The sequence below is a fragment of the Thalassospira sp. NFXS8 genome (assembly GCF_040148805.1).
Taxonomy (GTDB): Bacteria; Pseudomonadota; Alphaproteobacteria; order Rhodospirillales; family Thalassospiraceae; genus Thalassospira.
The window spans coordinates 1,359,590-1,383,378 of record NZ_JAGEMF010000001.1 but is presented as its reverse complement, the minus strand read 5'-3'; the positions used below and the strand labels follow the sequence as shown (position 1 = coordinate 1,383,378).

The following is a 23,789-nucleotide window of genomic DNA, read 5'->3' as shown; positions in this document are numbered from 1 at the left end:
CAGGTTTAGTGTGCCGACTGTTGATAAAAACCGATGACGCAACGTTTTTCGCAGATCAAAACGCCGGGGCCGGCTGTGACGCTGGCCGATATGGTGCCGCTGGTCTGGCGTCGCCGGGGTGTCGCATTGCTGGTTTTTGCCTGTTGCATGGCGCTGGGTGTGTTTTTGGTGCCCTTTTGGCAACCGGAGTTTCGGGCATCGGGGCAGGTTGGTTTTTTACCGGCAACGCCGGCCCCGCTGGCCTTGAAAGATACGGTTGGTCCTGCACCGGTTTTTCAAATTTCCGATCTGGATACGGAAATGGCAATGGTGCGCGGTACGGCGGTTTTGTCTGCGGCACGGTCGGTTTTGCTGGGGGATGGCATTAATTTTGATCCGCCGCCAGCCCCGCTGGCGCAATGGCTGGGCATTACACCGTCGCAAAATACGATGGCTTTGCCGCCAGGCATGACAGCCGAAATGGTGCGCGAAAATCGCGATATCGCCATTTTGCGCGGCAAGATCAAAACCGTGCAAATCGATAATGCCCGGGTGATTGAAATATCGCTGTTTGACACCGACCCCGAACGCGCACGCCGAATGCTGGATGCCGTAATTGATAGTTATGTATGGAAACGCGAAAAGGATTTGCGCCGCAAATTAACCGATCAATACGACGAAACCGTGCGCCAGCGCGGCGAAGCCGAAGCCACACTGGCGCAGGATCAGCAAGCCCTGATCGACTGGCAGGATCAGCACCCCATCAGTGGTTTTGTCCCAAGGGGGGGCGGTGATGGCAAGGCGGCAGGTTCAGGCGACAGCGATTTGGGCCGCGAACTGGAAAATATTCGCGCACAGCGCCAGGCAGCACAGATTGACCTTTTGGGGTTGCAGGCCCGGCAACAGGCGATTGCGGCAGCACAGGGCGATGTCGCCCAATTGATGAAACTGCCTGAAATTTCCAACAGCGAAACCGTGCGTGAACTGAATTTGCGTTTGGCGGTTTTGCGCGGCACCAAGGCCGATTTGGGGCGGCGATATGGGCCACGCCACCCATTGGTGATGGCAAATAATGCGCAAATTTTACAGGCGGAGGATGATGTGCGAGCGGCGATATCGGCACAGATCGCCGCCATTGACCGTGATGCGCAAAACGCTGCCACCCGGTTTGGGGCCTTTGCGCAGGAATATGACCGGGTTCTGGCACAGGCGGCGGGCGATAACCGCGACCGTTTGGCGTTTGATCAGCTTAACCGCAAACTTGATGCATCAACCGCCGATGTGTCGGTTTTGACAGACAGGGCACGCCTTATGCAGTCGGAACTTGCCGCCTTGCGCCCGGATGTGGAAATTGTGCAAATTCCCGAAACACCAGGTAAACCGGTATTTCCATCGCGCAAACATATTGCCATGATTGCGATTGCGCTGTCGGTTGTGGCGGCGATGGCAGCGGCCATTTTGCGTGAATATTTTGACCGCGCCCTGCACCGTGCCAGCGAAGCCGAAATACTAACCGGTCTGCCTGTTTTTGCCGTCTTGCCGCGTGTTTCCCCCCATCCGGCACGGCGGGTAACAGAAGAAGAAAACGAGGCGATTGGTCATTTGCAAACCATTCTTCGTTTGCGCCGTGATGCGGGGCAGATCCCGCGCAGTGAAGCCCCCGCCGACGGATTTGGCGGACGGGTGGTGTGTATAACCTCGCCCATGCCGGGCGAGGGGAAAAGCCGTCTGGCGCAAAAAATGGCGGTGCGCCTTGCCCAAAACAGCCAGCGGGTTTTACTGCTGGACGGTGATTTGCGCCGCCCGACACTGGCAACACATCCGATTGCGGGGCGGACGGAAAACGACCTTGCCCGCAACGGCATAAAGGCCGATTTGCCGCTGGTTTTGCAAGGGGATGCAACACTGGATCAGGCCATATTTTCAATCCGGTTTGAGGACGGCGGAGATGGCAGGTCGGGCGATGTCTATTACGATTTTCTAGGCGCGGAAGATGCGGTGTCATCGGCCCTTGCCGGGCAGTTGATGGCCGAAAAGCTGATGGGCATGATACAGGATTTGCGCAATCGTTATGATTACATTGTGGTGGATGCGCCGCCGGTTTTAGCCGTGGCCGATGCGATCTGGCTGATGCGGGCGGCGGATGACCGGTTATTGTTGATCCGTGCGCAAAAAAGCCGCCGGGAGGATATAATTGATGCGGTTCAACGGCTGGAACAGGCTGGTTGCCGTGCCGATGGCTTTATTTTTAGCGGTGTTTCGCGCCGGGGCGCCTATTACGGTGGCAAAAAACGGCGAAAACGGCCATGACAGCCCATAATCGCACCGATTTTGAGCATAAAGATGAACCAAACACAGATGTTGATGGTTCTATTGGCCCGCAAAACCGGTTGCAAACCGGTTGGGGGGCAAAATGCAGGGTACGACTTACCATCGTTGCGGGTTTGGCAATGGTGGTAATGATGTTGGGCCTTGCAGGATGGCAGTTATGGCAAACAGCACGGGTGTTGCCCGATATAAGCGATTATCAGGCGGCGTTGGGCGATGCGGATGGTATTGTTCTGGCAAATGTGCGCCAGCAGATTGGCTCGGCAATGCGCGCACAGGATTGGCCCCGTGCCAGCGCCCTGCTAACACAGTTAAAACGTGTTTATCCCAATGATGTGAATGTGTTGCTGCAAGGTGTGCGGATGCGGATTTTAATGTTGCCCGAATTTGCCGACACGCCCGATGAACAGGCCAAACACCGGGCAGAACTGGCCGATGCGCTTCGGGTGATTGTGACCCTGGCGGGCACCAACGAAGCCGTCAGGCAACAGGCCGCGAGGTTGCTGGCAGCGGTGATGATGCAGGCACGGGTAAGGTTTGATGACGATGCATTGCCAGCCCGACCATGATCAGGGCAGGTAAAATTACCGCCGGCATTGCGGCAATGCCATCAAACAGGGATTGCACGATAAAGGCGGTTAAAACAGCCATGATAAGGGCAAATTGCGGGCGTGTTTTGGTTTGGCGCGCCATATTGCGCAGGGTGAACAGGACGATATAGCCCGTAAGCCCGCATAAAAGCAGAAAGACGGGCAGGCCCAGAACCAATATGCCATCAAGCCATAGATTATGGCTGCTGGCCCAACGCGCCTGTGTGTTTAAACCCGGTGACGCGGCGTGTTGCAGGGCGGTGGCGATGCCGTCGGGGCCATAGCCTGTAAGCGGGCGGTGCATGATCGCATTGAATGCACTTTGCCAGACATCATCCCGCTGAAACCAGTCGCGCCGGGCGAGTTGGGCAAAGCGGGTGGCAAGCGCAGGGGTGGCAAAAACAGCCCCGGCCATGGCAAGAACAGTTGCCAGCAGGGCAAGGATTTTTGCCCTGCTCCCCCCCGGCGATGCCAGCCAGATAAAGGCGATGCTGCCCATGAACAGGGCCACAATACCGGCCCGCGAATGGCTGGACAGGGCCGACAAAAACAGCAAAACCGCCAATGCCAGCCAGCCCCCTTGCCCGTCAAGTTTGTCGCGGATTGTGCAAGCGCGCCGGTGCCACAGATAAAGACAGGCGAAAAACCCCGCCGCCATCAGGGCGCAAAAGGCATTTCGATTGGCGAATGTGCCGGTGAAATCGTTGATATGGGCTGTTTTGACAAACCACACCGTCCCCGGTGCATCAAGCGCAAACAATGAAAATGCAACGGCGGTTTGCAGGGCGGCACTGCTGACAAGCGCCCGGCAGATGACGGCAAGCTGATTGTTCAGATCGTTTTGGGTGGCACACAGCATAACAATGGTCACAAGCCATAACACATAAAGAACGGCATCGGGCGTGCGTGCGGGGGCCAGGGCCAGCGAGGCTGTTTGAAACGGCAGCGTCATGGAATGCGGCCACAGGGGCAAAGATTGCAAAATGAGCCACAGACAGGCGATGCCCCCGGCAAGGCAGATACCCCGCGTGGAATTTGAAAAACCACATTTTGGTGATTTGTGCTGGTGAAGGATCTGACCGACAAGGGCGCATGCAACCGGTATCGAAAGCAGGGCCATCGCCCATGGCCGCGCCCCGCCCAGCAAAAGCGGGGCGGCGAGTATTTCAAATATCAGAACCCAACGGGTCATAGCAGCAGTCATGACGGGATTTGACCCCTGAAGATGCAGGGCCTAAGTGTAGGTTTAACCAGACCCGGTGTCATGGCATTTCGGCGCGCAGAACAATGAGAAAGAATTGAGCCCATCAACCGGCCCCAGACAAAGCCGCCAACGCAAGAAGAAAGGCGATAACACCGGGCATTATCGTGACATGCCCTATATGGGGCCAAGGCGCGCCGGGATATTGCAGCTTTTTGTGTCTGTTATGGGCATGGCGGTTATTGCGGTGTCGTTATGGGCGTTGCCACTGGGCGGGACGATTACTAAAATCCTGTTGATTTTGTGGGCGCTGGCCGGGCTTTCGGGCGCGGTCGGGCGCAAGGCATTGGGGCTGGATGCGGCATTGGCCCTGCTGGTGGGGGCGGGGCTTTTGGTTTGGGTGGTGGTGGTTTCCCAGGATTTGGGTGCCGCCATTCGGCTGGCGGGAAACCTGGTCATCTTGCCGCTAGGCCTTGCTGTGGGCATGATGGTGGGGCAGCGTTGCCTGTGGCCGGTTATGATACCAATGCTGGTTTATGTTTTAATCGATAGCGAATTTTTGCTGACCAGCGAAGGTTGGCGGTTGAATAATCCGTTTTTGTTTTTGGCGCTGTTTGTGATGGCGGTGGCGTGGCGCACAAAGCCGAATGTGCCCGGGGAAACCGGGAATGCCGGTTTTTTGTCTTTGGCGATGGCTGTGATTGCGGTGGGGGGCATATTTGCCAGCCAAACCCGGATTGCGGTTTTGGCAATGGCCATCGTTCTGGCGGCGCGCATTCGGTTTGGTTCCGCGTGGACCTGGCTTTTGGGTTTACCATTGGCGGGGCTGGTTTTGTGGGCGGTAATGGATGCCTTGCCACGGCTGTTATTTACCCACGCCAGCGGGCGGTTGGCCTATTGGTACCTGTTTTGGCAGCAATGGTGGCAGGGCACGGCGCAAAACCGCTGGCTGGGGTTTGGGGCCGGGGCGATTGAACGGCAATTGCAGCATTTGCAAACTGCATCTTCGTTCGGGGCCTTGCATAACGACCATTTTCACATGCTGTATGAAAGCGGTATCGTCGGGGCGGCCTTGTGGTTGACCGGATGGGGGATGATGATTTGGTTGGTGCGCGCATCCAGGGGGGCGGTTTATATTTTGCTGGCGGTTATGGTCACAATGATCACGGACAATACGTTGTCTTACGGGCATTATTTACTATGCAGCGGCCTTGCTGCCGGGGTGGCATGGCACACGCAAATGCAGGCGGATGACGGTGAGTTTTAACAACGTAATGACGGTGGCTGATGCCGAACGCCTGCGCGCCGTGCGGGGCCGGGTGTGGCAGCATATGGTGGATCACCGTTTTGCCGGGGCCGATCCGTTTGATGGATTACACAGCAAATATTGCGCCGGATCGACCATAATGAACCATCGTATCAGCCGTTTGGCATGGTTGCAGGCATTAAAGCATGCCCCGGCGAAGATACGCGACTATGCCGCCATTCCCCCTATGATAAACCCGAAAACGCTGGCGTTGCTGTTAGGTGCGGGTGACGGCGTACCGGTTTCGGATTGGTCCGCATCCGGGGCGGCTTTTGACGGGGCGAAGGTCGCCACAGGTTTAACCCGCCAGTTGCTGGCCTTGCAAAACCCCGATGGCGGCTGGGGGTATCCGTTTGCATGGCAGGCGCGGGCCTTTTTTGCCCAAGGCGGGCAATCCAACGCCATTGTGACCTGTTTTGTCGTGGATGGTTTGTTAAACGGGGGGAAATTACCGCCCGATCATTCGGCATTGCAAGCGGCAGCAATGTTTTTACGGCGTGATTTGTGGCGGGGTCCATCCGTAACCGGGGCAGATGGCGGTTATTTTGGCTATATTGCCGGTGCGGATGCGGAAATTCATAATGTAACCCTGTGGGCAGGGTGGATATTATGGCGGCTGGTGCCGGATAATCCCTGCTCACCGATTGCAATTGAAAGGGTGCTGGGCCAACAACGCGATGATGGCGCGTGGGTGTATGGCAAACGGCCCCATCACGGCTTTGTTGATGGCTTTCATAGCGGATATATTCTGGACTTGCTGCATCGCCTTGATGATGCCGGGTGGCCAGGCCTGCAAAATGCGATGGATCGGGGCTGGCAGTTTTATCAGCGTGCCTGTTTTGATGACCAGGGTTTGCCGCGCAGCTTTGCGGGTACAAACCGTTATCTTGATAGCCATGCAGTGGCGCAAGCAATGGCAACATTGCACCGGTTTGGGGCCGTTGCACAGGCCCGGGATGTGGCCCTGTTTGCCATTGACCCGCTTTTTGACCACAAGCGCGGCGTTTTTTATGCCGGACAAGGGCGGTTTGGCAAAGACCGGCGGGTTTTCATGCGCTGGACGCAGGCATGGATGGTGTGGGCAGTATCGATCATGATTGATAAGGAAATACCGGGCGGTGGCAGGCAGGAAAGATGATGGAACCCCTTTGTTTTGATCACCCGGACCAGAAACGTGCGGAAAAAGAAGCTGTTTTGCGTAGCCTTGATCCGGTGGAATTTAAGGCCCTGTTTCAACTGACCCGCAATGCCGCAAGCATCGCCCGCCAGAACGGCGATATGGAACGGCTTTATGCCCTGACACGAGGGTTGAAAACCTTGCAGCGGATCAGCGGGGAACGGGGCTTTGTTCTGGCGGTCAGGCGGCCTTCACCGTAAGGTGGGCAACGTTTCGCGGCTTGCCAGACCGGCTTTAATGTCGAATAACACGCACAGCCTTTTTTGCCGGAAACTGTCGGGGTTTTATGACGTCTGATTTTCCCAGCCTGCCGATTGATGCAGTTCTGCCCGCCCTGAAAACAGCGCTTGTCGATGGCACCAATGCCGTTTTGCAGGCCCCGCCGGGGGCGGGCAAAACCACCATGGTGCCGCTGGCTTTGCGCGGTGCGAACTGGCTGGCCGGGCGCAAGATTATCATGCTGGAACCAAGGCGTTTGGCGGCACGCGCCAGTGCACGGCGCATGGCGCAATTGCTGGGCGAACAGGTCGGCGAGACGGTGGGCTATCGCGTGCGGTTTGACAGCAAGGTTTCCGCCCAAACCCGGATCGAGGTTGTAACCGAAGGCATTTTGGTGCGCCAGATTCAGGATGACCCGGAGCTTTCGGGCATTGGCGCGCTGATTTTTGACGAATTTCACGAACGATCATTAGATGCGGATTTGGGGCTGGCGCTGGCACTGGAATCACAAGCGGCCTTGCGCGATGATTTGCGCATTATCGTAATGTCGGCCACGCTGGATGGCGGGCCGATTGCGGCTTTGATGGGCGATTGCCCGCTGATCAGCAGCGAAGGCCGGGCGTTTCCAGTTGAAACCACCTATATGCCGCCCAAACCACGCGAATGGGTTGAAACCACCATGGTGACGGCCATTCGCGAGGCCTTGGCGACGCAACATGGCTCTATTTTGGCGTTTTTGCCGGGGCAGGGCGAAATTACCCGGGTGGAAAGCCAGCTTCGACCGTTATTTACGGCCAAAGACAAGGTTATTATCGCCCCGCTGTATGGCGCGATGGACACCAGGGCGCAAGACCTTGCCATTCAGCCCGCACCCGAGGGGTATCGTAAAATTGTGCTGGCAACGGCAATTGCCGAAACCAGTCTGACGATAGATGGTATTCGCGTGGTGGTCGATTGCGGTTTGCAACGCTTACCCCGGTTTGATCCGGCATCGGGGATGACGCGGCTGGTGACTGTTAAATCATCGCAGGCCAGTGCCGAACAAAGGCGGGGCCGCGCCGGGCGACTGGAACCGGGCATTTGTTATCGCCTGTGGGGCGAGGCCGAACACCGTGCGCGCCCGCAATTTAGTGCGCCTGAAATTGCCGAGGCCGATTTGGCCCCGTTAACCCTGGAACTGGCACGCTGGGGAGTGGCCGATGTAACCAGCCTGCCGTGGTTGGATGTGCCCGAGGCGGCAAAGATTGATCAGGCGCGCGATGTGTTGCGCGCCCTTGATGCACTGGATGATGCCAACCGCATAACGCAAATGGGGCAGGCGATGGCGGCCTTGCCCGTACATCCGCGATTGGCGCATATGATGGTGCGGGGCCAGCAATTGGGCCTGGCCGATACCGCCTGTGCGCTGGCGGCCTTGCTGTCGGACCGCGATTTTATGCGCAGTGCCGGGGCCGATTTGCGCCTGCGGATCGAGGCCATGGCGCGCGGGCGCGCACCGGGCATGTTGGGCGAGGCCACACGCCAGCTTTCGCGGCGGTTAAAACAGGCGGGCAAAATTGTTCGCCGTCCTGCTGATGAAACCACGGACGATATTGATTTTACCGACCGTGTGGGCCTGCTCGTTGCCTTTGCCTACCCGGACCGGATAGGCGAGCGCCGACGCGGGGGCGAACCACGCTATCGCCTGTCGGGCGGGCGCGGGGGTGTGTTGCCCAAGGAAGATGGGCTCGCGTCTGAACCATGGTTGGCGGTGGCCGAGCTTGACGGGCAATCGCGCGAAGCCAAAATTTACCTTGCCGCCCCGGTGTCAAAGGCGGCCCTTGAAAGCCATTTTGCCAGCCAAATTCATACCGGAACCGAGGTTTTCTGGGATAGTCAGAACGACATGGTGGTGGCGCGCTGGCAACGGTGCATTGGGGCATTGGTGTTGGAAGAAAAGCCGGTTCACGATGCGGTGGACCCGGCAAAACTGACACAGGCGATGGTCGATGGCGTGCGCAAGCTGGGCCTTTCGTGCCTGAACTGGAGCAAGGAAAGCGAACATCTGCGCACGAGGCTGGCGTTTTTGCATGAACAGGACAGCGAAAACTGGCCCGATATGAGCGATGCCGGGTTGCTGGCCAGCCTGGAAACATGGCTGGCCCCGTATTTAACCGGTATTATCCGGCGCAGCCAGTTGCGCCAGGTGAATGTGGCCGAAGCCTTGCTGTCGGGCATCGACTGGAACCAGCGCCAGAAACTGGACCAGTTGGCCCCGACCCATTGGACCGTGCCAACCGGATCGCATGTTCGTATTGATTACCGGCCCGAAGGCCCGGCCTTGCCGGTGCGGTTACAGGAAATGTTTGGCGCAACCGAAACACCAAAAATTGCCGGGGGCAAGGTGGCGGTAACTTTGCATTTATTATCGCCCGCCCAGCGCCCCTTGCAGGTCACATCGGATTTGATCGGGTTTTGGCAGGGGTCCTATGCGCAGGTAAAGGCGGAAATGAAAGGGCGGTATCCGCGGCATTACTGGCCCGACGACCCGTTACAGGCCGAACCGACCCGGCGGATCAAACGCCCGAAAAGCTAGAAAATGATGACCTAAAGAATGATGGCATAACCGATAGAGACGCCCGAAAATAAATCGGCATGATGCAAAAATGTATCGGCAATATAAAACAACTGAATAACCCGCATTAAAGGCACGCCATGAAAACGTCGCACCGCATCAAGGAAAAACATCTGGTGGAACGGGTGGGGTGGCTGCGCGCGGCCATCATGGGGGCAAATGATGGTATTGTGTCGATTGCCAGCCTGATTGTCGGGGTGGCGGCGGCAAATCCGGCACGGGCCGATGTGTTGCTGGCCGGGGTTGCCGGTTTAATGGCCGGGGCCATGTCGATGGCGGCAGGTGAATATGTGTCGGTCAGTTCGCAATCCGATACGGAAAACGCCGACCTTGCGCGTGAACGGCACGAACACGAAATCGACCCCGAAGGCGAATTGCTGGAACTTGCGGCGATTTATCAAAGCCGGGGGCTGGATGCGCAACTGGCCCTGACTGTGGCACGGCAAATGATGGCAGGCGACGCGATCGCCGCCCATGCCCGCGACGAGTTGGGATTATCACCGGTTAATGTTGCCCGCCCGTTGCAGGCCGCGGTGACATCGGCCCTGATGTTTGCCCTGGGGGCGTTTTTGCCCCTGGCGACGGTATTGTTTGCGCCCGTTGCGTATCTGATACCGGCTGTGGGGGCGGCGGCCTTGGTGGCACTGGCACTTTTGGGCGGCTTTGGCGCGCATATTGGCGGGGCGCGAAAGCTTCATGCCATTGTGCGGGTGGTGTTTTGGGGCGCTGCGGCAATGGTGGTTACCGCAATAATTGGCCGGTGGGTTGGCACGGTGGTTTAAAGGAACCATACTTTAACGGTTATGGAGACCTTGCCATAGTTTTGCCGGGTATTTTCTGGCAGCATAAAGGCCTGTGCATATAAACGGTTGGGACGATTGAATGCTGCGTGCGGCGACCCCTTTGCTAAGTGTAGCCAATATTGACCAAAGTATTGATTTTTATCACTGCCTTGGTTTTGCTGTGATGGCGCGAACCGTTGATGAATTTGGCAAGGAACCGGTTTGGGCCATGCTGGGGGTAAAACCGGCATGCAAAGCGGCAGGTGACAACGGGGATGCCGCCAATGCCTGCAACAGGCCCGATGATATGGATACTGGCGTGATCCGGTTGATGCTGGCTGCACATGGCGGCGTATCACATGAAGAACGCAAGATGCGGCCATCCTTTGCCGGGATGGTGTGGTATCTGGAATGTGATGACGTACCAGCCTTGTATGACCGCCTGAACAAAGCAGGCTACAGCCCGGAGCCGGTTGATGCGCTGGAAAACGGGGCCGTGCAGTTTTTTGTCCGCGACCCGGATGGATATGAAATTGCCATCATCAGTGCCGCCGATGCTGCCGGGTGAAAGCCGGCAGGCCACCATATTGAACGTCGATCAGTGTCAGATGTGTTATTGCGGATAGGTAATTTTCAGAACTTCAAGTTCGTCCAGCCCGGCGGGCGTGTTTAGCGTGATAACATCGCCGACTTCGTGTTTCATCAGGGCGCGGGCAACCGGGGAAACCCAGCTTATTTTGCCTTTCAGGCTTTCGGCTTCGTCTTCGCCAACAATGCGAATGGTTTTTTCCTCGTCGCGGGCATTTACATAGGTGACTTCGGCACCAAAAAAGATGCGTGAATGGTCGGGCTGGTCTTCACTGCGGACAACAACGGCATCCTCGATGCGTTTGCGCAGGTAACGCACCCGGCGGTCAATTTCACGCAGGCGTTTTTTGCCATAGATGTAATCGCCATTTTCACTGCGATCACCATTTCCCGCCGCCCACGATACAATCGCCACGGTTTCGGGCCGGTCCTTTTTCCAAAGGTGGTCCAGCTCGCTGCGCAGGGCGTTTAGCCCTTCGGGGGTGATGTAAATTGGTTTGTCCATGGCGGGGTTTTATCGCAAAGCGCGGGCAACGAAAAGAGGGATCACAAACAGAAACCGGGCAGCGTTAAATTAAAGGAAACATACTGTAAAACGCTGCCCGGTAAAACGGTGTTGGTGATGCCGGATCAGGCCTTGCTGGTTGCGGGCTGTTCGGTGCGCAAGGCGGTATCATTGATCGGAATGTGGATAAGGGCGGCAAAAATGCCAAGGGCGATAGACATGATCCAGACAGCATCGAAACTGCCGGTCATGTCATACAGAACCCCACCCAGCCACGCGCCAAAGAACGCGCCGATTTGATGGCTAAGCATCACCAGGCCAAACAGGGTTGCCATATAGCGCGGGCCAAAGACCTGGGCGACAATACCACTGGTGAGCGGCACGGTTGAAAGCCACAAGGCCCCCATCAGGGCCGAAAACAGCCAGATCGAATCAGCTGTTTTGGGGGCCAGCAGAAACACGAAAATCACCAGCGCCCGGGTGCCATAAATAAGCGACAGCCCCCATTTTTTGCGCCAGCGCCCGCCAAACCAGCCCGATGCCAGGGTGCCGACAATGTTAAACAGGCCAATCAAGGCCAGCCCGTTGGCCGCAACCGAGGGCGGCAAACCGCAAAGCTGGGTAAAGGTGGGCAGGTGGGTGGCAATGACGGCAATGTGAAAACCGCACACAAAAAAACCGGCATTTAACAACAGGAAACCCCGGTGTTTGCGGGCTTCGTGAAAGGCGTCAATCAGGCTGGTGGGGCCAAGATCGATGGCGGCGGTGGCACCGCCCGGTTTATGGTCGGCACGCCCGGTTAAGGCAAAGGCGGCCGGCATGATGATAAGGCTGATCAGGGCGATCATGGTCAGCGCGCCGACATATCCCAAGCCGGAATTTAACGCCTGTGTGGTCGGGGCCATTAAAAACTGGCCAACCGATCCCCCGGCACTGGCAAGGCCCAGAACAAAGCTGCGCCGTTCGGGCGGGAAAACCCGGCTGATCGCGGCCAGGACAACTGCAAAGCTGGATGCGCCAACACCAATGCCAATCAAAAGGCCCGCTGTTGCATAAAGCGCAATGGGCGAAGATGCCTGCCCCATCAGATACAGACCCAGCGCATAAAAAACGGTGCCACCAATGAGCGTGCGGGTGGTGCCAAAGCGGTCTGCCAGTGCCCCGGCGATCGGGGCTGCCAGCCCCCACAACAGGTTTTGAATGGCAAAAGCCAAACCAAAGACCGATGCTGTCCAGCCTGTTGCCGTTAGCATATCGGGAATAAACAGGCCCAGTGACGGACGAATGCCAAGATTGACGGCCAGAACCAGCCCCCCGCATATCAGAACCAGCCACGGAAACCATTTGGTTGTTTTAAGCGAATTGGACATGGTGCCTCGTTGATGAATAAGGTTTGGCTGACACTATGGCGGGGCAAAAATCATGCGTCCAATTCATAGGGTTCATGTATTCGATTACTTTTCTGCATTATGCCGGTATTTTCCGAATGTGCGGCAACGGAAAGAAGTCTGGCAAGGCCGTCCAGCACGGTGTCGATATCGATGCTGGCGGGGCGACGCAGAAAAACAACTTTCATTGGCCAGCGGGCATCGGCAATGTTCAGCAGCGACAAGGCAGATGCTGACCGGTTAAGCATGCAATAGCGTTTGGCGGTGATGCCGTATCCGACCCCTGCGGCTACCATTTCGATTTGCAGGTCAAGGGCCGAAACCTCCAGTATTGCGCGAAAACTGACACCTTTGCGGTGGGCGAGAACATTGCCCAAAGCGCGAAATGAACATCCTTCGGGAAGCAGGATGATCGGGCGTTGGGCCAGTTCGACGATGCTGGTCGGCGGGTTTGGGTCGTTTGCCGGGCCAATGGGGACGATTTGATCGTCAAAAAGGGGATCAATGCGAATGGATTTGGGCAAATCGCTGCCGGGAACACCGGCAATGCCGGTAAGGGGTTCCTCCATTGTCAGCAAGGCATCAATTTCGCCGCGTCGTAACATGGGCAGCAATTCGCTGGCCCAGCCCGACCGCAGGCTTAGCTGTGTATCGGGAAAATCGTGGTGCAACGCGCGAATGGTTTGTGCCGTTACCAGCGGGGCGACCCCATGCGAAACGCCGATTTTCACCGGGCCGTGTGGTGATGTTCCGGTTTTGACAATATCGGCAAAACCCGAAAGGCGGCGCAATAAATCGCGGGCTTCGGCCAGGGCGCGTTGCCCTGCCGGGGTTGGGCGCAAGGGTTTGGTCGTGCGGTCAAACAAAATGCAGCCGGTACGGGTTTCAAGGCGCTGAACGCGGCGGGTGATGGCAGGCTGGGTAAGGCCCAGCCGACTGGCGGCACCATGAAAGGATTTTTCTTCGGCAACGGCGATCAGGGTTTGTAATTCGCGGGTGTCCATGTTGCAAACCTTCCGTGAGGCCCCTTATGGGTATGCCCAAAATGGAATGATGCAATAAACTGATCAAAATGATCAACCTGATTAATTTTAGTAATTATAAAACCGGCGTTGCTGCGGGCGGGGGTGGGGCATCCGGGGTTTGCTGGCGCGCATCGCGTTTGGCCTTATAGGCGGCTGCCGCCGCTGTATAGCCGCCTTCGCCGCCATCCAGAAAATGAAAATGGGTGTCATTGACCACAGAGGGGACGATGCAGGTCATGATGGCGGTTTTTTGCCGGTGCAAACCATATTGAATGTGATTGGCTTTTTCGGCTTGAAACAGCATTTGTTCAAGCTGATCGGCCTGTTGGCTGTTGCAATTGACCGTCATGAAAAGGGCGTCGCCAAATTTGCGGTAATCGGTATTAAGGGCGGTTAGTTTTCGATAGTGGGCCGGGTCAAACGCACCAAGTTTCCAGCCGGTTTTATCAAGGATAAAGGCCAGTGCGGCCGTTAAAAAGACCTTGGCACGGGCATTAAAAAGGGATCCGCCCCGGGGCCGGTTTGCCATGGCTTCCAGGTTAAGGCCCGCAGGTGGAAAGCGAAATAGCGGGCCATTTTCACCGACCGGATGGGCGTGGCGGGGGTCTTCGTCAAGCAGGTAAAGCACATCCTTGACGACGGCATCAAAGGCAGGCCGATTGCCAAGCGGAAAAACAATGAGCGACAGGATTGACCCGTTGCCCGATGCGGTAATGGGCGACCAGCGGCAGGAAAGGCCGTTCAGGTCGGGCTGGGTGCCGGGCGGCGCAGAGGCGACATGGTGGTCATTATGGGTTTTCATTTGGGTTTCGGCCCAATGAATGCCTTCGCCCCGAAACATGGCATAGCTTACAGCGCTTGATACAGCATAGCGGGCGACCTGCACATCGCGCCCGGCCGCCCGGATTTCCGCCATGCTAAACAGGGCAACCCGCAATTCCAGTTCCAGATTTTCGTGTGCCCAGCGCCGGGTGGCGGCCAGGGCGAGGCGAATTTTATCGATGTGGTCAGGCGCGCAGGCAAAACTGGCCCCGTCGCCGCCAAACATGAACGGATAGGACGAATGCCCCAACGTATTGCTAATAGCAGCAATGACAGCCGCCCCGGCCATGTTGACTGCCTTGTAGCGCCCTTGTGCCACGGCCTCGGTCGAGGAAACAACATCGGCAATGCCAACGTACCAGTCGTCGGGCAACGGGTGATAACAGCCCGGATCAAGGATCTGGCTAAATTCCGTAAAGGTTGGGATGGCGAGGTATGAATTGGGCACAGTTTGCTCGTATCAGCGAAAAACATTTGGCGGGATACCGCCATGCCGGATTTTATCAGTAATGGGGCGGGGGCACGTCGTCTTCGGGGGCGGTTTGCATGAAGTCGTTCATGCGTTTCATGTCTTCGCCGAGCAAATGGTTGCGGCGTTCAAGAACATCAATACGGTCCCACTGCCGTTTGACCATCATCGACATGTCCGTCATTGCCTGATCAAGGTGGGAAATGCGGGTTTCAAGTTCGATGATGCGGGTTTCAAGGTCTGTGTCTGTCATGGGACTCTGTATTTGGTTATGGCGGCAAATGCCCGGTCGGCCCGGGTGGTTTATCATGCCTGACACAGGGGTAAACATAAATACAAACCTGTATAATGCCCGATGCCGTACAAAAACATCCCCCGGCCTGGCCCGGGGGATGAAAACAGGCCGCTTACAAATTTACCGGCCGGGGGCGTGCAAAGGCCGGGCATAAAACCCCCGGAAGATGGCGGGTTATTGCCTTTTTGATGAACCTGGCCATTGCCCACCCATCGGGGGCCTGGTTGACCGGTTTAAATCAGGGAAGTTCGTGATTAGTCTTCCTCGTAGATTTTGATCAGGGCGGAATGGTCAAGCTGGCCGCCGCCAAGGTCGATCAGTTCGTCGTAAAGTTCCATTGCCAGACGGGTCATGGGCAGTTCCAGCCCCAGATCGGCTTCGGAAAATTCAAGCGCCTGATACAGATCCTTGCGCTGGGTAATGGCGCGGCCGCCGGGTTCGAAATTACGTTCGATCATGCGTTTGCCATGCTGTTGCAACACAGTTGAATCGGCAAATCCCCCGGTCAGGGCTTCGCGCAGGCTGGCGATATTGACCCCGGCTTCTTCGGCCATCGAAAAAGATTCAGCAATTGCCGCAATGGTAACCCCGACAATCATCTGATTGGCAGCCTTGGCAATTTGCCCGGCACCGGCCTGTCCGACAAGGGTGACGCGGTTGCCCAGCACCTTGAAAATCCGGTCGACACGCTGGAAAATATCGGGTTCGCCGCCCACCATGATTGAAAGTGTACCGTTTTGCGCCCCCTGCGTGCCGCCCGATACCGGGGCATCCAGCCATTCACCGCCCGCATCCTCGACAGCATCGGCAAAGCGTCGGGTGGCATCGACCGATGTTGTGCCCATGTCGATGACGATGGTGTCTTCTTCCAGCCCGTCAAGAATGCCATCTTCGCCCATCAGCACATTTTCGACAGCATCGGTATCGGCCACACAAATGATAACAATGTCGGCCTCGGCAACCGCATCGGCGGGGGTGGCCGCGGTTTCAACGCCCAGGTCTTCGAACATGTTCAGCGTTTCGGGGTTGCGGGTGGTGACAGTTAGCTTGGCACCCGCCTTTTCCAGGTTAAGGGCCATCGGGCGCCCCATAAGCCCCAGTCCGATGAAGGCTATGTTTTCGCCTGCCAGTGCGGTCATGATGGTGTGTTCCCTTTGTTCGTGCGATCAATAAGCGATGGTGCGCAAGCAGGATGCTGCACATGAAATGTCATCAATCCCGCGCAAAGAAACCGGACCCATACTGTGGAATCCGGTAATTTTTGCGGGTTTTTATGGTGCCAGTTTACGGTTTATTGTGGCAAAACAGCGTTGAAACCCGATGTCTCCGGCGGGAATGCCGGTCGCATCATACGTCGCCGGGGCGCAAGTAACGTGCGGCCATGGCCCGTTCAATGGCCGAGCCAACCAGACGATCAATATCAAACCGGTGACGGATCAGTTCCAGAATACGCAGTTCTTCCTGGCTGATTTCGCCGTCGGACAACACGATTTCACACGCGAAAACATAAGCGGTTTCGCGCATTTTTTTCGACAGGGCATCGCGAATCAGAACCAGCGTATTGTCCAGTCCGTCTTCCTCGCCAAGCCGGGCGGCGCAATCACGCGTGACTTCGGTCAGGCGTTCGCTGTCAAAACCGGCAAAGATGGGAAGATAACGCACACGGCGCGCCATTGCGGAAAGTTCGGCATCGGTAATGTCGTTGTCTGCTGCAGACACCATCACCATAGTGTAGATCAATGCGTCCTGATGAGAAATCACCATTGTTCTCCTCGACATTCCGGGTTTGACAAGGGCGTGTCTGCCGACGGGCCATACGGCCTGATCGCTCATCAAATTAGAACGGGAACCGGTCCCCCGCAACTGTTTAAGGGGATGAAAAGTGAAAATAGTGATAATGCGATGTAATTCGCTAGGAACTGTGGTTAAAAACGGCAGTTTTCCCGGTCAGGTAGTATAAAGGCAATCTAATTCGAAATTGAATTGTTTGTTAATTAATAAATTTCTAATTGTTGAATGTATGAGGAATGCGGGGAAATGCCCACAGGTGCAAAAAGCCCTTTGCAGTGAGTTTGCGAAAAGCTATGGTCGCGCAGCTATAACAAAAACAGATGAACAATAGCTGGGTAAATGGGAGTTAATATTTCAATTGACGTCGCCACGACGGTAGCGGCACTGGTTGCGTGTGACCGTGTGCCTGCGGTTGTAATTGCTCCCGAGCGGCAAGCGGTGCTGGGAAATGCCGCGTGGGCTACTGTGTTTGGCATCGATGCGCCGGGCGAACCTGCATGGCTGCCTTATGGCGTGTTTCCTCATGTTTGCGCGATTGTTGAACAGGCACGTCGTTGCAGCGATGTGGATCAACCGCAGGGCGAAACATTTGTGATGCCTGTTGACGGCCAGGATCAGAACTATTTTCTGGGCTGGTGGCTGCCGCTTGAAGGCGGAAATGTTATTCGCGTGGTTATGCTGACGCAAAAAGACCGGCTGATATCATCGGGGTTGATGATTTCCCCCTTGCCGGTGCTGGTTTTGGGGCAGGACGGCGAATTTCGCCACGGAAATGCCGCCGCCGAACTGGTGGCGCTGGAAGTGGGGATGCCCAATGTTGCCGCGCTGACCATTCCCAACGGGCAGCGGCCGTTATGCGGCCCGGCAGACCAGGGCGAGGCCCTGCGTTCCGTGTATTACGGACAGCGTATGTTTCAGTGGCGACGCACCTTTTTGGCAGATCAGGGCGGGGTTGCGTGGTTTGGCCGTGATTGCACGCGCGAGGAAAGTTATCGCCGCGCCCTGGAACATGCAGTGCAGGGCATTGTTGACCTGTCGGCCGAGGGGCGGGTAACAGCGGTGAGCGATGCCGTTGCGCCGCTGTTTGGCTATGACGATGCAGCGGCTGTGCGGCAGGCGTATTTATCGAACCCCGAAGCATTTTATGCCTGCGATGATGACCTGATCGATGTGCGCCAGCAATTACGCCGGGGCAATGGCTTTAGCGGCCGTGAAATTGAAATGCGCCGTCAGGATGGCAGCCAGATATGGGTGCGCATGAATGCCACCGTTATTCATGGCGAAGGCGGCATTTTGCTGGGATATAGCATCACCCTGATTGATGTGACCAAAAACCGCCAGGCTGAATATGATTTGCGCCGACGCCAGGAACGTTACCGGGCGCTGGTGCAAACGGCGGGCAGTGTCATTATGTTCCTCGATACTGCCGGGCGCATTCTGGAATATAACCGCGAAAGTGAATGGACCTTTGGTTATTCATGGATGGAAGCGGCAGGCCGTAATTTCTTTGATTTTCTGGTGGTTGAACGCGAACGCGAAAGCGTTGCCCTGCGTTTGCGGCGCCTGATTGCGGGCGAAATTATCAAGGAAGAAGTAATTTCCATTCGCCGCAAGGATGGCGAGGTTCGATTGCTGCAATGGAATGCCCGGGCGCATTTTGCCGAAAATGGCAATGTAGGCGGGGTGATTTGCATTGGTCAGGATGTTACCGAAAAAACCGCCGTGGAGCGCGCCCTGCGATTGGCGGAAGAAAAATATCGCGGTATTTTTGAAAACTCCGCCGAGGGGTTGTATCAGGCCAAACCGCTAGGCCCGTTATTATCGGCCAATCCGGCATTTGTTTCGATCCTTGGATATGGCGATGAACGTGAACTGGTGGTAAAGGAAACCGCCGTTCGTGACGGGTTTTATTTGCAGCCCGGGACGCGCCTGCAATTTACCGGACGGTTATTGCGCGACGGGTTTGTTCAGGGTTTTGAAGCCGAATTACGCCGCGGGGACGGCAAGATTATCTGGATCGAGGAAAACGCCCGTCTGATCCGGGATGATCGCGGGGTGCCGGTTTTGATTGAAGGGTCGATTACCGATATTACCGAACGCAAGCGGTCAGAAGCGCGCATTCAGTTTTTGGCCCATCATGACGGGTTGACCGGGCTTCCAAACCGGACATTGTTTCAGGAACGTCTGTCGGCGGCGGTTGCACGCGGTAAACGCGAACGCAGCAATTTTGTTTTGATGCTGTTTGATCTGGATAATTTCAAGGACATTAACGATACGCTTGGACACCCGATTGGCGATTTGTTGTTGCAAGGGGTGGGCGAACGCATGCGCGTCCGCCTGCGGAATGAAGATGTGGTTGCACGGCTGGGCGGGGACGAATTTGCTGTTCTGCTTCATGACCCGGGGTCAGCCGAGGAAATTGCCATTGTTGCCCAGCGCCTGATCGAGCGGGTCAGCGAGCGCTTTATGCTTGAAGGCAATGAAGTGCTGGTTTCAACATCGGTCGGGATTTGTATTTATCCCAAGGATGGACGCGACGAAAAGGACCTTTTGCGCAACGTTGACCTTGCCCTTTATTGTTCCAAGGCCGAAGGGCGCAACCGGTATCACTTTTTTGAAACCCGGTTGCAGCTTGAAGTGCAGGAACGCAAGGCGCTGGAACGCGATTTGTCACGCGCGATAACCAATGACGAGTTTGAGCTGTTTTATCAGCCAATTATCGGCGTTTCCGACCAGAAAATTGTCGGGATGGAGGCTTTGGTTCGCTGGTTTCATCCTTCGCGCGGCATGGTTAGCCCGGTGGATTTTATCCCGGTGGCGGAACGCATGGGGATCATTGCCGAAGTGGGAAAATGGGTGTTGAATAACGCCTGTATTCAAACCCGGAAATGGCGCAATGAAGGATTGGGCAAGCTTTTGATTTCGGTTAATTTATCGCCGCTGGAACTGGCGCGCCATGAAGACCTGATTGAAAGTGTGGGGGATGCGCTGGAACGCACCGGGCTGGACCCGCACCAGTTGCAATTTGAAGTAACCGAAGGCGCAATGATGGATAACCCGCGCGAAGCGGCCATTACGCTGGGGATGTTGCGCAATCAGGGTATTCGCATTGCAATTGATGATTTTGGTACCGGTTATTCGTCGCTGGCCTATTTAAAGCGCTTCCCGGTGGATAAACTGAAAATTGACCGGTCCTTTATCGTTGATATGGACGAGGAAGACGGCAATTCGGCCATTGTTCGCGCGGTTGTTTTTATGGCGCGATCGTTTGGCATGTCGGTCAATGTCGAAGGCATTGAAACCGAAACCCAGCTTGAACGGGTCAGTGCCGAGGGCGTGGATGAATTGCAGGGGTTTTATTTCAGCAAACCCGTTCCGGCCACGGAAATGGAAAGTTTGTTGCGTGCCCAACTGGCAAGCGACATCACGCCAGGCACATTGAATTAACCGGCCTTGTGCGGATGTGCTGTTTTGTTTCGCCGTGCCGTTTTGATGTGCGGGTTATTTGGTGTTGTGACTGGAAAAACGCCCTGTGCCAGATGTTGGTGTTTTGCCATCGTTTCGGATAAGCCATGCCTGCAGTTCCTTTTCAGCCGAAGAAAGGCCCTCCCGGTTGATGATTTTGCGGGCGATGGCATTGGAGACAGCACGGGTGCGTTTATTTAGCAAAATGCCGAGGTCGTTTTGGTCCAGCGCCCCCACGTCGAGTTTGTCATATAGGGATAACAGGCGGTTTTGAACCGTGCGAAGCGACAGTTTGCGCCGGGTGGCAATGGCTTTGTCGGGAAGGCCAAGGGCAATGTCGATTAAAATGATGTATTCGAATTCGGTTAGTGCGCTTCGGGAGCGCATTTGCTGATTTTGTATCTGGTGGACTTCACGATCAACCACGATCTGCGCTTCGATCAGGACAGCTCGCAAGGCAAGGCGCATTCTGTCCTCGGTGGCTGTTTTTAACACATAGCCATAGGTGGCTTCATGGGGAACGATGTTGGCAATGCCGCGCAAATAGGCTTCGTCTGAATAGTTTGACCAGAACAGAATGCGGGTTTCAGGACATCTGGCCCAAATGATCCGTGCGGCCTCGATACCGTTTTGTTCTTTCATGCGCAAATCCATTACGATAGCCGTGATTTTGTGGCGGTGGGCCAGGGTTTCGCCCTCTTTGCCATCACGTGCAATCAGGATTTCAGTACATTCAGGTAATGCACTTTCAACAGTTTCCCGCAGGAAATCGGCGTGCATTTTATCGTCTTCAACCAGCAGTATTTTCATCGCCTGACCCTTTGGTATTTTGGGCTGCCCTGGGCAGCTTTATTTTTATTTGCGTACCGTTCTCGGTACTGATTTGATATTGCGCACCAATCAGCTGGGCGCGGGTTTTGATATGCGCCAGACCACCACTTGGCCCGCGCGGGGTTGGGCGAAACGTGCCGTTGTCGATAATTTTGATTTTTAAATGGCCGCTGTCATCACGACGGATGATGACAGAAATTTTGTCGGCACCCGAATGCAGAACGGCATTGTTAAGTGCTTCCTGGCAAATGCGGAAAATGGCGATACGTATGGTTTCGGGCAAGGTATCTATCGCACCGTCGGTATGGTCATCAACGCTGAATTGCATTGTGCTTTCACGGCTGATGGCGCGTTCGAGATGGGTGACGATTGCATGATGAAAACCGAAAAGCTCAAGGATAGAGGGAATTGATGTATCAATGATCCCACGTAGATCCTGGATCATGTTTTGTATTTGCTGTTGCAGATGATGGTGTTGGGCGTTGGTCAAGCCGGGATGGATGTCGCGCGCAATGCGGGTAAGATCGGCCAGTGTCTGGTCGTGTAAATCCATGCCGATGCGTTGGCGTTCGGCTTCCAGCGCGTCGGTAAGGCTAAGGGCGCCCAGGCGCAAACCTTCTTCCCGGGCGAGAATTTCGGCGCGATATATGGCTTCCTTGTTGGACTTCTCGTTGGCGCGCAAGGCATAAAAATAAGGTGCCAGAATATCAGCCAGAATTCGCACCTGTTCGACGTGGGTTTCGTCGTAGAAATTTTCTTTTTTTGATGAACAGTTGAGCGAGCCGATAACTTCGCCCAGAACTTTCATCGCTACATTAACCCGGCTGCGAAATTCGTGATGGAGGATGGGCGCGCTGACCGCATCGGGGAAGATGTAGCGCGGGTCTTTCAAGGCATTGCCGGTGAGAAGATAATCGGTTTTCCCATAAAGTATATCGCGAACCGGCGATTGCCGCACAGCAGATCGCGAGGTGCTCCAGCTTGTTTGCAGGCCAACCTCGTAGGAGGTATTCCATGTTTTGCCGGTGTCGATCAGGCAGACATCAAGGTGGTCAAATTCGATGATTTTGTCGATTTCCGATTTGACCGAATGCAGGGCAGAATTGATGTCCAGGTTGCCCGCAAGCAGGTTGGAAATGCGCAGATAATGGGCAAGTTCCGACATGAATGTTTCCTCCGGCGTGGATCATATGACGGCGGCATTTAATTGTCTTGCGTGTGTCCGCAAGGATGGTGCGGGAACCCGCAAGACGGGTGCGGCATGCGCTCTTTACGATTTTATCCGGATGCCTGTAAATCGAGAGCCTGAAAATAAGATACTGCTGCGTAAGTTAAACGCAAAAAAGTTCACATAAACAACATGGACCACGACGTGCGCAGGCGCGTCAGGGAGGAAAAATGAAATTCAAGAACATGCTTATGGGCGTGATTGCCGGAACGACAATTTTGGCATCCAGCCATGCGATGGCCGATACGGCAGATAAACGCATTGCCTTTTCCAACAATTATGCTGGAAATTCCTGGCGCCAGGCCATGCTGCAAAGCTGGGACAAGGTGACGGGTGAAGCGGTAAAAACCGGCGTTGTTGCCGCAGCCGATGCCTTTACCACATCGGAAAACCAGGCAACGGAACAGGCTGCGCAAATTCAAAACATGATTTTGCAGGGCTATGATGCGATTGTGATTGATGCCGCATCGCCAACCGCAATTAACGGGGCCGTGCGTGAAGCCTGTGATGCCGGCATTACCGTGGTGTCCTTTGACGGGATTGTGACCGAACCGTGCGCCTGGCGCATTGCGGTTGATTTCCGGAAAATGGGCCGCGAACAGGTTAAATATCTGGAAAAACGCTATCCGGATGGCGGTAATTTGTTGGAAATTCGCGGTCTTGCCGGGGTTTTCGTTGATGACGAAATCAGTGCGGGCATCCATGAAGCGGCCAAAGACAGCAAGTTTAAAATTGTCGGTTCCGTCCATGGTGATTGGGCCCAGGATGTGGCGCAAAAGGCCGTTGCCGGTATTTTGCCCAGCCTGCCCGACATTACCGCCGTTGTGACCCAGGGCGGGGACGGTTATGGCGCGGCGCGGGCCTTTGCGGCCACCGATCGCCCGATGCCGACCATCATTATGGGCAACCGCCAGGATGAACTGAAATGGTGGTCTGACGAGCATGCCAAAAACGGTTATGAAACCACCTCGCTGTCGATTGCCCCGGGGGTCAGCATTCTGGCATTCTGGGTGGCACAGCAGGTGCTGGATGGCAAGGAAGTTGCCAAGGACCTGACCGTACCGTTCCTGCGGGTGGACCAGGACAACCTTGCAGAGATGCTGGCAACGACGCCGGAAGGGTCGGTCGCCAATGTTGAATATTCCCTTGAAGATGCACAAACCCTGATCAAGTCAACGAAGTAAGG

20 protein-coding genes are annotated in these 23,789 nt (G+C 55.7%); 10 read left to right on the top strand and 10 right to left on the bottom strand.

From position 1 onward, the window contains the following. The first annotated feature begins 33 nt into the window (after window positions 1–33). On the top strand, window positions 34–2,289 hold the full coding sequence (locus tag J4E05_RS06295) for a GumC family protein (protein ID WP_349593456.1): 2,256 nt from the start codon (window positions 34–36) through the stop codon (window positions 2,287–2,289). Then, window positions 2,286–2,876 (top strand): hypothetical protein, encoded by a 591-nt coding sequence (locus J4E05_RS06290; RefSeq protein ID WP_349593452.1) that lies wholly within the window; start codon window positions 2,286–2,288, stop codon window positions 2,874–2,876. The genes J4E05_RS06295 and J4E05_RS06290 overlap by 4 nt, the downstream gene beginning before the upstream one ends. Here the strand turns inward: J4E05_RS06290 and J4E05_RS06285 are convergent. After that, the gene (locus J4E05_RS06285) at window positions 2,788–4,089 is read right to left on the bottom strand and encodes an O-antigen ligase family protein (protein ID WP_349593450.1); all 1,302 of its coding nucleotides are present in this window, start codon (window positions 4,087–4,089) and stop codon (window positions 2,788–2,790) included. The genes J4E05_RS06290 and J4E05_RS06285 overlap by 89 nt on opposite strands. Before the next feature lie 106 nt (window positions 4,090–4,195). Between J4E05_RS06285 and J4E05_RS06280 the strand changes: the two genes are divergently transcribed. The 6 genes from J4E05_RS06280 to J4E05_RS06255 all read left to right on the top strand — a co-directional run bounded on the left by J4E05_RS06280 (window position 4,196) and on the right by J4E05_RS06255 (window position 10,764). Continuing rightward, window positions 4,196–5,365: an O-antigen ligase family protein gene (locus J4E05_RS06280; RefSeq protein WP_349593448.1), complete on the top strand. Its 1,170-nt coding sequence runs from the start codon at window positions 4,196–4,198 to the stop codon at window positions 5,363–5,365. Next, entirely contained in the window at window positions 5,355–6,542 is a 1,188-nt protein-coding gene (locus J4E05_RS06275; protein ID WP_349593446.1) for a prenyltransferase/squalene oxidase repeat-containing protein, read from the top strand. Before J4E05_RS06280 ends, J4E05_RS06275 begins: the two co-directional genes overlap by 11 nt. After that, window positions 6,539–6,781, top strand: coding sequence for a hypothetical protein (locus J4E05_RS06270; RefSeq protein ID WP_349593444.1), 243 nt, complete (start codon window positions 6,539–6,541; stop codon window positions 6,779–6,781). Before J4E05_RS06275 ends, J4E05_RS06270 begins: the two co-directional genes overlap by 4 nt. An 86-nt stretch (window positions 6,782–6,867) precedes the next feature. Next, window positions 6,868–9,375, top strand: coding sequence for an ATP-dependent helicase HrpB (gene hrpB, locus J4E05_RS06265; protein ID WP_349593443.1), 2,508 nt, complete (start codon window positions 6,868–6,870; stop codon window positions 9,373–9,375). A 119-nt stretch (window positions 9,376–9,494) separates the two neighbouring features. Then, on the top strand, window positions 9,495–10,196 hold the full coding sequence (locus J4E05_RS06260) for a VIT1/CCC1 transporter family protein (protein ID WP_349593441.1): 702 nt from the start codon (window positions 9,495–9,497) through the stop codon (window positions 10,194–10,196). A gap of 100 nt (window positions 10,197–10,296) precedes the next feature. Further along, window positions 10,297–10,764, top strand: coding sequence for a VOC family protein (locus tag J4E05_RS06255; RefSeq protein ID WP_349593438.1), 468 nt, complete (start codon window positions 10,297–10,299; stop codon window positions 10,762–10,764). Window positions 10,765–10,809: 45 nt separating this feature from the next. Here J4E05_RS06255 and greB read toward each other — a convergent pair whose 3' ends face one another. The 7 genes from greB to J4E05_RS06220 form a co-directional block, all read right to left on the bottom strand. After that, window positions 10,810–11,289 (bottom strand): transcription elongation factor GreB, encoded by a 480-nt coding sequence (greB, locus tag J4E05_RS06250; RefSeq protein WP_085589809.1) that lies wholly within the window; start codon window positions 11,287–11,289, stop codon window positions 10,810–10,812. Between the two features lie 125 nt (window positions 11,290–11,414). Beyond that, window positions 11,415–12,659: an MFS transporter gene (locus J4E05_RS06245; protein ID WP_085589811.1), complete on the bottom strand. Its 1,245-nt coding sequence runs from the start codon at window positions 12,657–12,659 to the stop codon at window positions 11,415–11,417. A gap of 50 nt (window positions 12,660–12,709) precedes the next feature. Continuing rightward, window positions 12,710–13,681: a LysR family transcriptional regulator gene (locus J4E05_RS06240; protein WP_349593435.1), complete on the bottom strand. Its 972-nt coding sequence runs from the start codon at window positions 13,679–13,681 to the stop codon at window positions 12,710–12,712. Between the two features lie 94 nt (window positions 13,682–13,775). Further along, a complete protein-coding gene (locus J4E05_RS06235) occupies window positions 13,776–14,972 on the bottom strand; it encodes a DUF3095 domain-containing protein (RefSeq protein WP_349593432.1) in 1,197 nt (398 codons plus the stop codon). A 55-nt stretch (window positions 14,973–15,027) separates the two neighbouring features. Next, on the bottom strand, window positions 15,028–15,246 hold the full coding sequence (locus J4E05_RS06230) for a SlyX family protein (protein ID WP_085580960.1): 219 nt from the start codon (window positions 15,244–15,246) through the stop codon (window positions 15,028–15,030). A 296-nt stretch (window positions 15,247–15,542) separates the two neighbouring features. Further along, window positions 15,543–16,430: an NAD(P)-dependent oxidoreductase gene (locus J4E05_RS06225; RefSeq protein WP_256376765.1), complete on the bottom strand. Its 888-nt coding sequence runs from the start codon at window positions 16,428–16,430 to the stop codon at window positions 15,543–15,545. 205 nt (window positions 16,431–16,635) lie between these two features. Next, window positions 16,636–17,052: a tellurite resistance TerB family protein gene (locus J4E05_RS06220; RefSeq protein ID WP_085589819.1), complete on the bottom strand. Its 417-nt coding sequence runs from the start codon at window positions 17,050–17,052 to the stop codon at window positions 16,636–16,638. Between the two features lie 366 nt (window positions 17,053–17,418). On the opposite strand from J4E05_RS06220, the gene J4E05_RS06215 reads away from it, so the two are divergent. Next, a complete protein-coding gene (locus J4E05_RS06215) occupies window positions 17,419–20,526 on the top strand; it encodes a sensor domain-containing protein (RefSeq protein WP_349593429.1) in 3,108 nt (1,035 codons plus the stop codon). Window positions 20,527–20,580: 54 nt separating this feature from the next. Here the strand turns inward: J4E05_RS06215 and J4E05_RS06210 are convergent, their stop codons facing one another. Further along, window positions 20,581–21,354 carry a response regulator transcription factor gene (locus J4E05_RS06210; RefSeq protein ID WP_085589823.1) on the bottom strand — a complete coding sequence of 258 codons (774 nt, stop codon included), beginning with the start codon at window positions 21,352–21,354 and terminating at the stop codon, window positions 20,581–20,583. Next, window positions 21,335–22,540 (bottom strand): GAF domain-containing sensor histidine kinase, encoded by a 1,206-nt coding sequence (locus J4E05_RS06205; RefSeq protein WP_085589825.1) that lies wholly within the window; start codon window positions 22,538–22,540, stop codon window positions 21,335–21,337. The genes J4E05_RS06210 and J4E05_RS06205 overlap by 20 nt, the downstream gene beginning before the upstream one ends. A gap of 233 nt (window positions 22,541–22,773) precedes the next feature. Between J4E05_RS06205 and J4E05_RS06200 the strand changes: the two genes are divergently transcribed. Next, window positions 22,774–23,787: an ABC transporter substrate-binding protein gene (locus J4E05_RS06200; RefSeq protein ID WP_349593425.1), complete on the top strand. Its 1,014-nt coding sequence runs from the start codon at window positions 22,774–22,776 to the stop codon at window positions 23,785–23,787. The last annotated feature ends 2 nt before the right edge of the window (window positions 23,788–23,789 follow it).